Annotated in this window: 13 protein-coding genes; 2 read left to right on the top strand and 11 right to left on the bottom strand. The window is 64.1% G+C overall.

Going from position 1 to position 16338, the window contains the following annotated elements:
• Positions 1–10 precede the first annotated feature (10 nt).
• The 9 genes from AC0L30_RS00665 to AC0L30_RS00625 form a co-directional block, all read right to left on the bottom strand.
• The gene (locus AC0L30_RS00665) at positions 11–850 is read right to left on the bottom strand and encodes an aldo/keto reductase (protein WP_007593941.1); all 840 of its coding nucleotides are present in this window, start codon (positions 848–850) and stop codon (positions 11–13) included.
• 45 nt (positions 851–895) lie between these two features.
• Positions 896–1798: an SMP-30/gluconolactonase/LRE family protein gene (locus AC0L30_RS00660; RefSeq protein WP_035993133.1), complete on the bottom strand. Its 903-nt coding sequence runs from the start codon at positions 1796–1798 to the stop codon at positions 896–898.
• Between the two features lie 300 nt (positions 1799–2098).
• Positions 2099–4804, bottom strand: coding sequence for a molybdopterin-dependent oxidoreductase (locus AC0L30_RS00655; RefSeq protein ID WP_473255073.1), 2706 nt, complete (start codon positions 4802–4804; stop codon positions 2099–2101).
• Positions 4805–4819: 15 nt separating this feature from the next.
• On the bottom strand, positions 4820–6037 hold the full coding sequence (locus AC0L30_RS00650) for an NAD(P)/FAD-dependent oxidoreductase (protein WP_007593947.1): 1218 nt from the start codon (positions 6035–6037) through the stop codon (positions 4820–4822).
• Between the two features lie 10 nt (positions 6038–6047).
• A complete protein-coding gene (locus AC0L30_RS00645) occupies positions 6048–6476 on the bottom strand; it encodes a globin family protein (protein WP_007593949.1) in 429 nt (142 codons plus the stop codon).
• A 119-nt stretch (positions 6477–6595) separates the two neighbouring features.
• A complete protein-coding gene (locus AC0L30_RS00640) occupies positions 6596–7987 on the bottom strand; it encodes an MFS transporter (protein ID WP_473255072.1) in 1392 nt (463 codons plus the stop codon).
• Positions 7988–8325: 338 nt separating this feature from the next.
• Positions 8326–9120 (bottom strand): ABC transporter ATP-binding protein, encoded by a 795-nt coding sequence (locus tag AC0L30_RS00635; protein WP_007593952.1) that lies wholly within the window; start codon positions 9118–9120, stop codon positions 8326–8328.
• A gap of 11 nt (positions 9121–9131) precedes the next feature.
• Positions 9132–10028, bottom strand: coding sequence for a nitrate ABC transporter permease (gene ntrB, locus AC0L30_RS00630; RefSeq protein WP_007593954.1), 897 nt, complete (start codon positions 10026–10028; stop codon positions 9132–9134).
• Positions 10029–10088: 60 nt separating this feature from the next.
• Positions 10089–11408 carry a CmpA/NrtA family ABC transporter substrate-binding protein gene (locus AC0L30_RS00625; RefSeq protein ID WP_473403624.1) on the bottom strand — a complete coding sequence of 440 codons (1320 nt, stop codon included), beginning with the start codon at positions 11406–11408 and terminating at the stop codon, positions 10089–10091.
• Between the two features lie 669 nt (positions 11409–12077).
• Here AC0L30_RS00625 and AC0L30_RS00620 point away from each other — a divergent pair.
• Both AC0L30_RS00620 and AC0L30_RS00615 read left to right on the top strand, forming a co-directional pair.
• Positions 12078–12917, top strand: coding sequence for a formate/nitrite transporter family protein (locus AC0L30_RS00620; protein WP_007593957.1), 840 nt, complete (start codon positions 12078–12080; stop codon positions 12915–12917).
• 61 nt (positions 12918–12978) lie between these two features.
• Positions 12979–14715, top strand: a complete 1737-nt coding sequence (locus AC0L30_RS00615; protein ID WP_035993136.1) for a bifunctional protein-serine/threonine kinase/phosphatase — start codon at positions 12979–12981, stop codon at positions 14713–14715.
• A 24-nt stretch (positions 14716–14739) separates the two neighbouring features.
• Here AC0L30_RS00615 and AC0L30_RS00610 read toward each other — a convergent pair whose 3' ends face one another.
• Together AC0L30_RS00610 and AC0L30_RS00605 are read right to left on the bottom strand one after the other, a co-directional pair.
• Positions 14740–15414 (bottom strand): NAD(P)-dependent oxidoreductase, encoded by a 675-nt coding sequence (locus AC0L30_RS00610; protein WP_007593959.1) that lies wholly within the window; start codon positions 15412–15414, stop codon positions 14740–14742.
• A gap of 42 nt (positions 15415–15456) precedes the next feature.
• Positions 15457–16326 carry an SDR family oxidoreductase gene (locus AC0L30_RS00605; protein ID WP_007593960.1) on the bottom strand — a complete coding sequence of 290 codons (870 nt, stop codon included), beginning with the start codon at positions 16324–16326 and terminating at the stop codon, positions 15457–15459.
• Positions 16327–16338 lie beyond the last annotated feature (12 nt).

Genomic DNA, 16338 nt, shown 5'->3' with positions numbered 1-16338 from the left:
CGTTTGTGCACTACAGCATGGGCAGGCCGCGCGGCTTCGGACCGCGCGGAAACGCCGCATCGAGCGCCGCGATCTCGTCTTTCGTCAGCACGAGATCGCCGGCCGCGGCATTTTCGCCGGCGTGTTCCGCGGACGACGCCTTCGGGATGGCGAACACCGTAGTCGCACGGGTGAGGAAGCTCAGCGCGATCTGGCGCGGCGTTGCGCGACGCGCCTCCGCGATGCGCGCCAGCACTACACCGCCCTTGCTGTTGCTCGCAGGGAAATCGTCGTGGCCGAACGGCGAGTAGGCGACCACGGCGACACCATGCTGTTCGCACCACGGGATCACCGCGTGCTCGATCGCGCGTTCCCTCAGATGATAGAGCACCTGATTGCAGGCGATGCGGCCTTCGCCGGCAGCGTCGAGCATCTCGTCGAGATCATCGGCATCGAAATTGGAGACACCCCAGGATTTGATCTTGCCGGCCTTCACCAGTTCCTCGAACGCGGCCACAGTGTCCTCCAGCGGATACGAGCCGCGCCAATGCAGCAGATAGCAGTCGAGCCGATCCGTCTTCAGCCGCTTCAGCGAGCGCTCACAGGCGGTGATGGTTCCGCGGCGCGAGGCGTTGCTCGGCAGCACCTTTGACACGAGGAACACCTCGTCGCGTCGCCCCGCGATCGCATCGGCAATGACGAGCTCGGCGTCGCCATACATCTCGGCAGTGTCGATGTGGGTCATGCCGAGATCGAGCCCGCGCTGAAGCGCCGCGATCGCGCGCTTGCGATCGCCGTGGTCGAGATACCAGGTGCCCTGCCCGATGACAGAGACGCTGGCGCCGGTTTTGCCGAAGGGGTTCGTGTTCATATTTGCTCCGATACCACTCGTTCGCTCAGGCAACCGCCATCGAGCTCAAGAGTTCAATCCGCCGATGTCAGCGACCAGTACGCTACCGGTCGCAGATTCCGTGATGTAGAGCTGATCTTTGTTCGCGCCACCAATCGCGACATTGGTGCAGTTCGGCCCGGCACACGACTTCACCCGCGCGATCAATTCGCCGTTGGGCGCGAACACGAAGACATGGCCGAGCGATGCGTGGCCGACGAACAGACGGCCCTTGGCATCCATGGTCAAGCCATCGGGGCCGCTGGTACCGAACAGCGAACAGAAGCGGCCGACCTTCGACACGCTGCCGTCCTTCATGAAAGGCAACCGCCACACCGCGTTGTCGCGCGTCATCGCGACGAACAGCACGGTCTCGGTTGGATCGAGCACCAGACCGTTCGGACTGATGCCGGTGTCGATCAGGCAATCCAGGCGGCCGCCTGGCGTCAGGCGATAGACACGGCCGCTGGGGTCATGCAGGCCGGTCTGCCCCTGGTCGGTGAAATAGATATCGCCGTTGGACGCGAGATGCAGGTCGTTGCAGCCGCGGAAGGATTCCGAATTGCGCGAGGTCAGCACCGGCGCCACGTGCCCCGCGTTGGCGTCGAACTCCATGATGCCGTGCCTGTAGTCGGCGACCAGGATGCGGCCGTCGGCCGCGATTTTCAGCCCGTTCGGCCAGCCTTCATATTCAATCGCCAACGACCACTCGCCGTCGGGCGCAATGCGGAAGATCCGGCCGAACGGAATGTCGACGATGTAGAGATTGCCATCCCTGTCGAACGACGGCCCTTCGATGAAGGAGTCCGTCGGCACGCCCGGCCGGTTGGCATCGGCCCAATCCGTCCGCTCGCCTTTGCGGCGGAATTTGTCTGGCATGGCGGAAAAGAGCCTGGTCTCGATCAGGCGCGGCGGCGTTTCCAGGTACATCATTGTTGTTGTTGTCGTTGTTGATGGGGGAGAGCGCGGCAACATAGGGCACAATGGGGCGTGCGTCGATTGGGCTGAGGCGTAGCGCCCCGCCCCCGCTGTCATTCCCCGCGACCCGGCTACGCCAAGGCTTCGCCGGGGTCGAGGTCCAGGGGCGCCGAAGCTTTAGCGTAGGCGTCAAGCGGGGAATCCAGTACGCCGTGGCCTTACCGCTTGATCACAGGCGTCTCGGCGTACTGGATCGCCCGGTCAAGCCGGGCGATAACGGCGGAGTATTCGGCGACGACCGAGAAAGCGCCCCTACCCCGCGGCGCCCGCGACCTTCGCCTGCTTTACTGGAGCCACCTCGGTCGTCGCGATCAGGCGCTTCAGTTCAGGAATGCAGGAGCCGCAATTGGTGCCGGCCTTGAGCTTTGTGCCGATCTCGGCCGCTGTGCGCGCGCCTGCGGCGATGGTGTCGCAGATGGTGCCGCGGCCGACGCCGAAGCAGGCGCAGACGACGGGGCCGGTCGAAGCCGCGCCCTCGCTCGACTTGCCGGACAGCAGCATGCGCCGCTGCTCGTCGGTGACATTGTCGGCCACGAACAGGCTCTTCACCACCTCCCAGTCGCCGGCGTCATGCGCGGGGCCGACGAACAGGCAGGTTTCGATGCGGTCGCCCGCAAACGACGCTGCGCGATAAACGCCGCCGCCGAAGTCGCGATAGTCGGCGACGTCCTCGCCGGCAACGCCTTCGAGCCAGGCCGGCCAGCGCGACAGATCCGCATTGTCGGCGAAGAGATAGCCGAAGCCGCCGGCAACAGTGACGCGGGTCCACATCAGGTTCGGCGGCAGCTCCAGCTGCTTGCGCGACAACGCAAAGCCGCGGAAGACGTATTCATAGGGCGAGATCGCGGCCGGTGTCGCCTTGGACTCCGGCTGTCCCGAGAACGGATCGGTGAACGGTGCGACCAGCGCCCCCACGCGACCGTGCGAGGCGTTCATCGCACTCCAGTGGATCGGCGCGAATAGCGTGCCGCGCTGCTGCCGGTCGCTGACGACGACCTTGAGGGTGCACTGGCCGTAGTCGGTGGTGATGCGGGCATAGCCGTCGTGGACGACGTTGTATTTGTTGGCGTCATCGGGATGAATCTCGACGAACGGCTCGGGCAGATGCGCGCCGAGCCGCTGGCTGAGGCCCGTGCGCGTCATGGTGTGCCACTGGTCGCGGATGCGGCCGGTGTTGAGCCGCAGCGGTCGCGACGGTCCGGTCTCGCCACGCAGCGCCGGCACCTCCGGCGCGACGAAGCGGCCCTTGCCGTCATTGGTGAAGAACCCGCCGGCCGCGAAGAAGCGCTCGCCGGGCGCCTCGCCCTGGCGCGCGGGCCACTGCACGGGCTTCAAGGCGTCAAACGCCTCGTCCGACAGCGAAGTCAGCGCGCCGATGTCGAAGTCGCGGCTGCCATCGTTCTCGAACGCGGAGAGCGCGGCGTGCTCGCGAAAGATGTCGGCTGCGGATTTGTAATTAAAGCTGTCGCCGAAGCCGAGGCGCTTTGCGGTTTCGCTCAGGATCCACCAGTCCGGCCGCGCCTCGCCGGGCGCCGGCAGGAACGAGCGCTGGCGCGAGATCCGGCGCTCGGAATTGGTCACGGTGCCCGACTTCTCGCCCCAGGCGAGCGCGGGCAGCAGCACGTGCGGTCCGGCCTCGACGGTGTCGTTGGAGAGCACGTTCTCGGAGACCACGAACAGCTCGAGCTTCTTCAGCGCCTCGCGCACGAAGTCGGCATCGGGCAGCGAGACCGCGGGGTTGGTGCCCATCACCCATAGCGCCTTGACCTCGCCGCGGTTGATGGCTTCGAACAGCTGCACCGCCTTCAACCCTTCATGGGTGGCGATGCGCGGCGCCTTCCAGAACCGCCGCACGCGATCGATGTCCGGCGGCGTGAAGTTCATGTGCGCAGCGAGCTGATTGGCGAGGCCGCCGACCTCACGGCCGCCCATCGCGTTGGGCTGGCCGGTGAGCGAGAACGGCGAGGCACCCGGCTTGCCGATGCGCCCCGTTGCGAGATGGCAGTTCAAGATCGCGTTGACCTTGTCGGTGCCCTGCGCCGATTGGTTGACACCTTGCGAGTACAGCGTGACGACGCGGGGCGTGTCACGGAACATCTTGAAGAAGGTCGCAACGTCCTGCTCGGAGAGGCCCGTCGCCAGTGCGGTCGCGGTGACGCTGCCGGCGATGCTACGTGCACGCGCCAGCGCGTCGTCAAAGCCCGAGGTGTTTTGCGCGATGTAGTCCTGATCGAGGGCACCATTGTCGGCGAGGTGAACGAACAGGCCGGAGAACAACGCCGTGTCGGTGCCCGGCTTGAGGCCAAGGAACAGATCGACGTCGGTCGCGGTGTCGGTGCGGCGCGGATCGATCACGATCATGCGGGCGCCGCGTTCCTGCCGGTTCTTCAACATGCGCTGGAACAGCACGGGATGGCACCAGGCGGCATTCGAGCCGACGAACACCAGCAGATCGGCCTGATCGAGATCCTCGTAGCAGCCGGGTACGGTGTCGGCGCCGAAGGCGCGGCGGTGACCGGCGACCGAGGACGACATGCAGAGCCGCGAATTGGTGTCGACGTTGGCCGTGCCGACAAAGCCCTTCATCAGCTTGTTGGCGACGTAATAGTCCTCGGTCAGCAGTTGGCCCGAGAGATAGAATGCGACCGCGTCAGCGCCGTCGCGCGCGACGATGTGCTGCATGCGGTGGGCGACGTGATCGAGCGCATCGCTCCAGGCGACGCGTTCGAGCACGCCCTTGCAGCGGATCATCGGATAGAGCAGCCGGCTTTCGAGCCCGACGGTCTCGCCGAGCGCCGAGCCCTTGGAGCACAGCCGGCCGAAATTGGCAGGATGATCGGGATCGCCCGCGATCGCCGCGCCGCCCTTGCCGTCTGGCGTCGCCAGCACGCCGCAGCCTACGCCGCAATACGGACAGGTCGTCTTGGTGGCGCGGAGCGTGGGATCGATCGCCGTCATATCAAGCCGCCTCTATCAAGCCGCTTTGGAGGGACGCGCGAGCGCGCGGCCGAATATCATGTCGGCGCGGATGGCCGCCACCTTTTCGCGATTGCGGATCAGTTCGAGATACCAGAGCGCATCGACGGTATCGCCGATCAGCAGAGCGCCGGTGAGCCGGCCCGCGGCGATGACGAGCTTCTTGTAAGTGCCGCGCCTGCGGTCTGACAGCACGAGGCTCTCGCTGCCCTCCCCGCCCATGAAGTCACCGGCGGAGAACACGCTGACGCCCGACACCTTCAGATTGGTCGAGACCACGCTGCCCTGATAGGCCGCGGGACGGCCGGCAAGGTGTCGCGCCAGCACGCGTGCCTGCTCGTAGGCGGGTTCGACCAGGCCGTAGCAGATGCCGCGATGCTCGGCGCATTCGCCGAGCGCGTAGATATCTGGTGACGCCGTCTGCATCTCATCGTTGACGACGATGCCGCGATTGACGGCGATGCCGGCGTCCTTTGCCAGCGCAATGTTGGGCCTGATGCCGGCGGCGAAGATCACGGCATCGGCCTCGATGCGGCTGCCGTCGGCAAGCTCGACCGCTTCGACATGACCCTCGCCATGGATGCGGGCTGTGGATGCATTGAGCAGGATGCGAATGCCCTTGCGCTCGACCAGTGTCTTGAGCAGGTCGGCGGCGGGGGCATCGAGCTGGCGCTCCATCAGCCGGTCCATCAGGTGCAGCAGCGTCACGGGCGCTCCGGCCTTGGCGAGGCCGTAAGCCGCTTCGAGTCCGAGCAGACCGCCGCCGACCACGACGACGCGCTTCCTGGCGGCAGCGAGCGTCAGCAGCAGATCGACGTCGCGGGTGTCGCGAAAGGTGTGCACGCCGGAAAGGTCGGCGCCGGGCACGTTGAGCCGCAGCGGCGTCGAGCCGACGGCGAGCACGAGCTTGGAGTATTCCATACTCTCTTCGCCTTCGATCTTGAGCTCGCGTCGGCCGGTGTCGATCTCGGTGACGCGATAGCCGTAGCGCACCGTGACGCCGCGATGGCGCCACCAGTCGGCGGGCCGGAGCTCGATCTCGTGCGAGCCGGTCTCGCCGGCCAGCACGGAGGAGAGCAGAACGCGGTTGTAAGCGAGCCGCGGCTCTTCGCCGATCACGGCGACCGCGTAGCGGCCGAGCGAGGTCTTGGCGAGCTCGTCGACCAGACGCGCGGCCGCCATACCGTTACCGACGATGACCAGCGGTTCACTCACAACGCATCTCCTATTCGGCGGCCTGCGGCTGTGCGCCGTAGGCCTCGGAAATCATGTAGCCGGACAATACGCCGTAGGCGTCGGTCCAGGCGGTAGCCAGTTCGGGCGTCCAGGCTTCGCCGAGGCCCTTCTCCAGGGTCCACAGCAAGGTCGCGCCGACCACCGGGTAGTGCTCGGCCTTGGCGCCGTAGCCGACGTGACGCTTCGCAAGCGCCGAGGCCGCGGGAAGAATCGAGTCCAGGTTCGACAGACCGCCGACGACGGCGGCGAGCATGCCCATCAGCTTCTTGCGCTGCTCGGTCATGTCCTCGGGAAACATCGCGCGCACGGACGGCGCCACCTCGAACAGGCGATCGTAGAACAGCACCGCGGCCTGCGCGGAAATCGGCGCGACCTTGGCAAAGCTCTGTTGGACGAGGGTGATCTGTTCTGGCGTCATGATGTTCTCCTGCCTGTTGGGTTTGCCTTGGTGCGCGCCATTGCGAACCAGGTTCATTGTCAAACTGTCGGGCAATGCTTCTCCCCGCGTACGGGGAGAAGCGAGATTCGTACCAAGTGTTAAACTCGCGCGCCGGCGAGGCTTGAGGCGCCCTCACCTTGCGGGCTGCGACGCAGATAGAACCACCAGGTCAGCGCGAGACAGGAGGCGTAGAAGCCGAGATAGATCGCGAGCGCGAGCTGCGGGCCGCCGGTCAGCGCGATCGACTTGCCGAATCCGGTCGGGATCAGATAGCCGCCGACTGCGCCGACCGCGCCGATGAAGCCGACCGCGGCACCGCTCTCGATGCTCGCCGTCTTCAAGGCGAGCGCGCGCTCCGCATCGCCCTTGCCGCGCACCCTGAACAAATTCTGCTCGCGGAAGATCGAGGGGATCATGCGGTAGGTCGAGCCGTTGCCGATGCCCGTCGTCACGAACAGGACCAGGAACATCGACAGAAAGCCGATGAAATCCTTGTGCCCGACGAAATAGAGCACGCCGATCGTGGCGCCTGCCATCACGATGAAATTCCAGAACGTGATCACCGAGCCGCCGATCCTGTCGGCAAGCCAGCCGCCGAGCGGCCGCGACAACGAACCGACCAGCGGTCCCAGGAACGCGATCGCAATCGTGACTTGCGGGAACTGGGTCTTGATCAGCAGCGGAAATGCCGCCGAGTAGCCGATGAAGGAGCCGAACGTGCCGATATAGAGATACGCCATGATCCAGGTGTGCTTGCGTTTGACCACGGCGAGCTGGTTCTTGATCGACGACTTGGCCGTGGTCAGGTTGTTCATGAAGAACACCGCGCCGAAGACCGCGATCGCGATCGGCAGCACCCACATCAGGCCGGCATTCTGAAGAAAGACACCATCGACAGGCGTTGCCTGGAACAGATTGATGACGGCGAGCGTCATCAGGATCGGGGTCAGGAGCTGCACGCTGGAGACGCCGATATTGCCGCCGGCTGCATTCAGTCCCAGCGCCCAGCCCTTCATCCGGTCGGGGAAGAAGAACGAGATGTTGGTCATGCTGGATGCAAAATTGCCGCCGCCGAGACCGGCGGTCGAAGCAATCAGCAGCATCAGCCAGAACGGCGTGCCGGGCTGACCGACGAAATAGGCCAGCGAGAGCGTCGGAATGAACAGGATCGCCGCGCTGAAGATGGTCCAGTTGCGGCCGCCGAAGGTCGTCACCGCGAAGGTGTAGGGAAAGCGCATCAACGCGCCGATCAGTCCGGGCACAGCGACGAGCTGGAACAGCTGGTCGGTGGTGTAGTGGAAGCCCGCCTGCGGCAGTTTGGTGGTGACGATGCTCCAGATCAGCCAGACCGAGAAGCCGATATGTTCGGCCACGATCGACCAGATCAGGTTGCGTCGCGCGATAGTCTTGCCGCCCGCACTCCAGAACGCCTCATCTTCGGGGCGCCAGTCTGAAATCCAAGTCTGATTACCAGTCGGACTCTTCGTCATTGCAAAATCCCTTCCAGGCTCACCGCTGCGTCGTTGCAGGCTCAGCCTCCGGCCACGGAGGCGCGCTCCGAGGCTTCACCCCGGTGGCGAGTTACGATGCTGATTGATGATGTTGAGGGACGTCGTCGTTGGCGTCGCGGTTGGTGCTTCAATTTCCGTGCCAACTGCGCGCATTCCGGAAACGCAGGAAATTCAGGAGCTTGTTCGGAGTGCTCCGAATTTTTGCAGGACTATTTCGCACGCAAATTTTGCGATTCGCTCAATCCCTGTGCGGCGCACAAGGATTGAGCTTGATGATTCAAAATTAGGCGTTGCGTCAGCACCTGTTGGTGACGCGTTTACGCGGCCTCGACGAAGCGATGACGCTCATAGAGGAATTCGAGCACGCGCTGCCGGCACTTCAAGTAAGTGGTGTTGGTCGCGAGCTCGAGCCGCTTGCGCGGGCGCGCCAGCGGCACCTCCAGCACCTCGCCGATGCGCGCGCTCGGCCCGTTCGTCATCATGACAATGCGGTCGGACAGCAGCACCGCCTCGTCGACGTCGTGGGTGATCATCAGAATCGTGTTGCCGAGCTTCTGATGCAGCGCCATCACCGAATCCTGCAAATGCGCGCGGGTCAGTGCGTCGAGTGCGCCGAAAGGCTCGTCGAGCAGCAACACTTTCGGTTCCATCGCGAGCGCGCGGGCAATGCCGACGCGCTGCTTCATGCCGCCGGAGATTTCCGAGGGCCGTTTGTCCTTGGCATGGGCCATCTGCACGAGGTTGAGATTGTGCATGACCCAGGCGTCGCGTTCGGCGCGCTTCTTGGTCTTAGCGAAGACCTTGTCGACGCCGAGCCTGACGTTCTCGTACACGGTTAGCCACGGCAACAGGCTGTGGTTCTGGAACACCACCGCGCGATCCGGTCCCGGCGAGTTCACCTCGCGGTTCTCGAGCAGCACGCCGCCGGTGGTGGCGTTGGTCAGGCCTGCGATGATGTTGAGCAGGGTCGACTTGCCGCAACCGGAATGGCCGATGATCGAGACGTATTCGCCCTTCTCGATGGTGAGATTGATATCCTTCAGCACCTCGGTGGAGGCAGCGCCGCGGGTAAAAATCTTGTCGATGTGGTCGAGCTTCAGATAAGCGGTCATGTGCTTCCCCTTCAGTTCAGCGCGGTGCCGCGGGTGACGATCTTGCCGGCACCCGCGATCAGGCGGTCGAGCACGAAGCCGATGATGCCGACATAGAACAGCGCCAGGATGATTTCGCTGATATGCGAGGAGTTCCAGGCGTCCCAGATGAAGAAGCCGATGCCGACGCCGCCGATCAGCATTTCCGCGGCGACGATCGCGAGCCAGGACAAACCGATGCCGATGCGAAGCCCCGTGAAGATATAGGGCGCGGCGGCCGGAATCATGATCTTGGCGAAGAATTCGAGCGGGTTAAGCTGCACCACCGCGGCGACGTTGCGATAATCCTGCGGGATGTTGCGGATGCCGACCGCGGTGTTGATGATGATCGGCCAGATCGAGGTGATGAAGATGACGAAGATCGCCGAGGGCTGGCCGTCGCGGAACGCGGCGAGCGACAGCGGCAGCCAGGCCAGCGGCGGGATCGTGCGCAAGACCTGGAACAGCGGATCGAGCCCACGCATCGCCCAGACCGATTGCCCGACCAGCACGCCGAGCGCGATGCCGGCAATCGCCGAGAGCGAATAGCCGAAGGCGACGCGTTGGAGGCTAGCGGAGAGGTGCCAGAACAGCCCCTTATCGATGCCGCCGTGATCGAAGAACGGATCGAGGATCAGCTCCTTCGTGTCCTTGAACACCTTCGACGGCGGCGGCAGTGCCGAGCCGGCGCGGCGGCAGACCAGCTCCCACACCAGAAGCAAGAGCGCGATCACGACCAGCGGCGGGATGACGCGCACGGCGGTCTCCCGCGCCATCCGCGCGTAAGTCTCCGAACGCGGCGGCCGCTTCGGTGTCATCGCGACGACCGGCGCGGCAGCGCTCGCGGGCTTCGCGGTCTCAACCTCGATCTTGGTGGCGGGCATGTTCATCGCAATATTTCTCCGGCTGCAAAAGGCGATGCGGCCGCCCGGAGGCGGCCGCTGGCTCCATCAGACTTCGACGCGCTTGATCGCGAGCGACTTCAGATAGGCAGCCGGATTTTCCGGATCGAACACCTTGCCGTCGAAGAAGGTCTCCTTGCCGCGCGAGGTGGAGGTCGGGATCTCGGCGCTTGCGATGCCGAGCGTCTTGGCCGCGTCGCGCCACATGTCTTCGCGGTTGACCTTGGCAATCAGCGCCTTGGTGTCGAAATTCGCCTCGTATTTGCCCCAGCGAATGTCCTCGGTGAGGAACCAGAGGTCGTGGCTCTGGAACGGATAAGAGGCGAAGTCGCGCCAATACTTCATGATGTGCGGCGAATTCTCGACCACCTTGCCGGGAAGGCCGTAGTCGAACTTGCCGGCGGTGCGGTCGAGTACGTCTTCGACAGGGCAGTTCATCCACTGCCGCTTCCCCATGATGGCAGCAAGCTCGGCCTTGTTCTCGGCCTTGTCCGACCACTGCTGCGCTTCCATCACCGCCATCAGCAGCGCCTTCGCGGCCTTCGGGTATTTATCGACGAAGGCGGCGCGCATGCCGAAGGATTTTTCCGGGTGCTTGTTCCAGAGCTCGCCGGTCGTGATCGCGGTATAGCCGATGTTCTGGTGGATCAGCTGCAGATTCCAGGGCTCGCCGACGCAGAAGCAGTCCATCGTGCCGACCTTCATGTTGGCCACCATCTGCGCAGGCGGCACCACGATGGTCTCGATGTCCTTGTCCGGATCGATGCCGCCGGCGGCAAGCCAATAGCGGAGCCAGAGGTCGTGCGTGCCGCCGGGGAAGGTCATCGCCGCCTTCACGGGCTTGCCGGAAGCCTTCTTCTTCTCCAGGGCCGCCTTGAAGGTGGACGCATCGACGCCGAGCTTCAGGTCGGCATATTCACTGGCGACGGAGATGCACTGGCTGTCGAGATTGAGCCGCGCCAGGATGTACATCGGCGTCGGCTGGTTGTTCTGCGTCACCTTGCCGGCCGAGATCAGATACGGCATCGGGGTCAGGATATGCGCACCGTCGATGCCGTTGCCTTCCGAGCCGAGCACGAGATTGTCCCGCGTGGTGCCCCAGGAGGCCTGCTTCTGCACGTCGGTGTCGGGCATGCCGTATTTGGCGAACAGGCCCTTGTCCTTGGCGACGAACAAGGGACCGGCATCGCTCAGCGCGATGAAGCCAAGCTTTGCGCCCTTGAACTCCGGACCGGCGTCCTGCGCGAAAGCGCCCGCTGGGAAATTCAGCTTCACGGCGGCCAGGAGTGCGGCGGTCGAGCCGGCGGCCTTCAACAATTGACGGCGGCTGAGGCCAGTGTCCGACGGCCGGCGGGTGCGCTTGGTCATAGGCGGTATCGTCCTTTGCGTCGTTGCAGAATGATTGTGTCAGTGCACACGAGCAGCCCGTCCGTCCGGCGACGCCTGAAGCAGCGCATGCGAACGCGCGACGGGGAGACCCCCGTCTGGTGGCGTCGGCAATTCGGATGAGAAGTCTCGCGGGACGGCTTCAATGGCGTCGGCGTGGAACTATTCAAGCTTCATGCCAAGCGTGAGGCAGCCGAAAACAAATCGATATCAATAGCTTATGTACGCCGCGCCAGTCTGTCGCAGGTCTGCTCCGCTCGTGAAATTTGCGACCTGCCCAACATTTGTGCGGCGCACAAGTCTTGTGCAGCCGCTTAAGCAACAGGCCACTCGGCCCGCAAAAGCCGGGTCAGGAAAAGTCGTATCTTCTTGATATCGCTGGGTTCTTATAGGCCAGGCGCACGGCACGCAATTTGCATTTGAGTTCGCGTCAACGAAGACTGCGGCTCGACCGCAATGCTGCAGCCTCAGGCGGCTGCAGCACGGAAGCTCACCTGCTTCGCGGCCCTCCCGGCTTCATCCTCGTGACGCGATTCCCAGAGCTTCCAAATCTCTCCGGCTTACGCGCGGCAACCAGCCCGCACGGCCAATGATGTTCAGTCGCGCTCACGCAGAGTGTGTCGATCTCACCAGGAAGCAAAGGAACCATTGATGTCGTATCTCGCGCCTTCGGAATTCGTCACCAAGATGGTGGATGCGGGCGAGTCCAAAGTCTTCATGTCCACCCGGGATACCATCATCCGGGCCTACATGGCCGGCGCTATCCTGGCGCTCGCGGCATGGTTCGCCGTCACGATCAACGTGAACACGGGGCAGCCGCTGATCGGCGCGCTGCTGTTCCCGGTCGGCTTCGTCATGCTCTATCTGCTGGGCTTCGACCTCCTGACCGGTGTGTTTGTGCTCTCCCCGCTCGCCCTGATCGACAAGCGCCCGGGCGTCACCTTCGGCGGCGTGCTGCGGAACTGGGGCCTCGTCTTCGTCGGCAATTTCGCAGGCGCCCTGACGGTGGCCTTCATGATGGCCTTCGTCACGACTTTCGGCTTCACGCAGGATCCGGACAAGGTCGGCACGGCGATCGGCAATATCGGCGAAGGCCGCACGCTCGGCTACGCCGCGCACGGCGCGGCCGGCATGGCGACGCTGTTCATCCGCGGAATGCTCTGCAACTGGATGGTCTCGACCGGCGTCGTCGGCGCCATGATCTCCACCTCGGTCCCCGGCAAAGTCATCGCGATGTGGATGCCGATCCTGGTGTTCTTCTACATGGTGTTCGAGCATTCCGTCGTGAACATGTTCCTGTTCCCCTCCGGCCTGATGCTGCACGCGAAATTCTCGATCATGGACTATCTGATCTGGAACGAGATCCCGACCGTGCTCGGCAATCTCGTCGGCGGCCTCGCCTTCACCGGCATGACCCTCTACGCCACGCACGTCTTGACCCAGCCGAAGCGCCAGGCGGGCAAGGCCTCGTCGCCCCGCGTCGCGGCCTGAGCAAACAACGTCTCGACAGGAGAGCCTCGCCCGATCAGGGTGAGGCTCCCCTTTGCCGGTGATGACGATGACCCGCGGACTTCAGATCTCGGTCGGCCAGCATTCCGACAAGGGTCGCAAGCCCATCAACCAGGATTTTCACGGCGTCCTCGTCCCGGACGAGCCGATGCTCAGCCTGAAGGGCATTGCGGCCGTCCTCGCCGACGGCATCTCCAGCAGCACGGTGAGCCAGATCGCCAGCGAGTCGGCGGTCAAGAGCTTCCTGATGGACTATTACTGCACGTCGGAATCCTGGACGGTGAAGACCTCCGCCCGCCGCGTGCTGGATGCGACCAATTCCTGGCTGCACGCGCAGACGCGCAAGAGCCAATATGCCTATGACCGCGACAAGGGTTATGTCTGCACGCTGAGCGCCATGGTCATCAAGGCGACCACCGCGCACATCTTCCACGTCGGCGACTGTCGCGTCTACCGCGTGGCGGGCAAGGCGCTCGAGCAGCTGACCGACGATCACCGGATCATTGTGTCCTCGGAGCAGACCTATCTCGGCCGTGCGCTCGGCATCAATCCGCAACTCGAAATCGACTACCAGAGTTTCGAGATCGAGACTGGCGACACCTTCCTGCTGGCGACCGACGGCGCCTATGAATTCGTCGACGCGCGTTTCATCACGAACGCGCTCAGCGAGCATGCAGCCGAGCTCGACGGAGCGGCGAAGGCGATCGTCGAGGAAGCCTACCGGCGCGGCAGCGACGACAACATCACGGTCCAGATCCTCCGCATCGATGCAGTGCCGCAGCGCGAGCCGGCCGGCATCTTCAACCAGACCTCCCAGCTGCCGCTTCCCCCGCTGCCGGAGCCGCGGGCGATCTTCGACGGCTACAGGATCGTCCGCGAAATCCACGCCAGCAGCCGCAGCCATATTTACCTTGCTGTCGACGCGGTGACCGAGGAGCCGGTCGCGCTGAAGCTTCCGTCGATCGATCTGCGCGACAATGCCGCCTACCTGAAGCGCTTCCTGATGGAAGAGTGGATCGCGCGCCGGATCGACAGCCCGCATGTGCTGAAGCCGTTGTCGCAGTCGAAACGGCGTGGCTATCTCTATGTCGCGACCGAATTCGTCGAAGGTCAGACCTTGCGGCAATGGATGACAGACAATCCGCGCCCCGATCTCGAAACCGTCCGCGGACTGGTCGAGCAGATCGCCGCGGGCCTGCGCGCCTTCCACCGCATGGAGATGCTGCATCAGGACTTGAGGCCCGACAACATCCTGATCGACAAGACCGGCACCGCGAAGATCATCGACTTCGGATCGGTGAAGGTGGCAGGCGTCGCGGAGGCAGCGCCACAGGACGAGGCCGACGAAATTTTGGGAACGGTCCAGTACACGGCGCCGGAATATTTTCTTGGGCAAGTCGGTTCGCCGCGCTCCGACATGTTTTCGCTGGCCGTGATCTGCTACCAGATGCTGACGGGAAAGCTTCCCTATGGCACGCAAATCGCCAGGATCCGGCGCAAGGCGGACGTGCGGAGGCTCAAATATCGCCCGGCCGACGACAACAGCAACGTGCCTGCCTGGGTCGACGGCGCGCTCAGACGTGCGCTCCATCCGGATCCCTACAAGCGGCACGAGGATCTGTCCGAATTCGTCTTCGAGCTTCGCACGCCCAATCCGGCCTATCTCGACACGCGGATCACGCCGCTTTTGGAGCGCAGCCCGCTGATGTTCTGGAAATTGACCACGGCGGCGCTCGCCTGCGTCGTCGTGGTCCTGCTTGCGATGTTGCACGCGCGCTGATCAGGGGTTTAGCCACGCAAAGCGTCACCACGTGATCAGCGGAGACCGATGCAGCCAGGTATCGGCGCGCACTTGATCCAGCACGAATGTCGCAACGTCCTCGCGCGCGATGCTGCCACCATGGAAGCCCGAAAGATCCGTCAGCGCCCGGACCGAGCCGCGGCCGGGCTTGTTATTGAGGATCGAGGGGCGAACCAAAATCCAGTCCAGCCCGCTGTCTCTGACGATCGCCTCCTGCCGGTTCTTGTCGGCGTACACCTTCTTCAGGAGAAGCGGAAAGATCACGTTGTCGGCGACAAAGCCGCCGTGCCCGGCACTGTCGCCGGCGCCCATCCCCGTGATGCAAACCAGCCGCGAGACCTGCTCGGCCTTCATCGCGCTCACGAGCGCGCGCGTCGCGGTCGAGAGCAGCGTCACCTCGCGGAACGGACTTACCGGTGTACCCAGCGCACTGACCACGGCGTCACGGCCTTTGAGGGCTTCGCGCAGGGCTGCTTCATCGCGTGCATCTCCGACGATGAGCTTCGCCCCCCTGATGTCACTTGCCTTGCCGGCGGAGCGCACCAGCACGGTGACGTCGTGCCCTCGCGCCACCGCCTGGTTGACGATCAGGCGACCGGTGGCACCAGTCGCTCCAAGCAGCAATATCTTCGTTGCGCCTTCCGGATCCGCCGGAACGGTGGCGGTTGAAGAGATCATGATAGGATTCCTCGTGTCGTGATTGGGAATGCGCCCCTGCCGTCAGGCAGTGGCCGCGATCTCGGAGACGAAGTCGCGATAGGATCGCAGCGGACGGCCCAACAGCGCGGTCAGACGCTCGACGTCGCCGGCTTCCGGGATCATTCCCTCGGTGAGGAAACGCTCGCTCATCAGCCGCATGTCGAAAGCCATCCAGCTCGGCATGAACTGCCGGAGATTCTTCTCGAAGCCGGCGGTATCGTCACCGGGATAGGCGATCGTGCGGCCCAGCACCTCCGACCAGACGGCGGCGGCTTTCGCGCCGGTGAGCGTATCAGGACCGACGAGATTGATGCGCGTGAGCGGAAGCGGTGTTGCGGCGCGCTCACGACGGACGAGCTCGATGGCCGCGATCTCGCCGATGTCGCGCGCATCGATCATGGCGAGCCCCCTGCTCCCGATCGGCATCGGATAGATGCCGTATCCGGTCACCACGTCCTTGATCGTGACGTCGTTGTTCATGAAGTACGCCGGGCGCAGGATGGTGGCGTTGAAGCCCATCTGCTCGATCATCCGCTCGACGCCGAACTTGCCGGCAAAGTGCGGGACGTTCACGTAGCGATCGCTGTGGATCACCGAGAGGTAGACGACCCGCTCGACGCCAGCCTCGCGGGCCAGGTTGAGCGCGATCAGTGCCTGGGTGAATTCATCCGGCACCACTGCATTGAGCAGGAACAGGGTCGAGACGCCCTTGAATGCGCTGCGGATCGAGTCGACGTCGAGCAGATCGCCCTGCACGACGGTGACGCCTGCCGGGAGGTTTGCCTTGGCAGGATCGCGCGCAAGAGCGCGGACATCGGCGCCGCGCTTGACGAGCTGTTCGACGACATGGCGGCCGACGGTGCCGGTTGCGCCGGTAACGAGGATGGTCATGGGGATCACTCC

The organism is Bradyrhizobium sp. MI1.11, from assembly GCF_055811255.1.
Note: the sequence above shows the minus strand (reverse complement) of the source record. Positions and strands in the feature narration are given on the sequence as shown.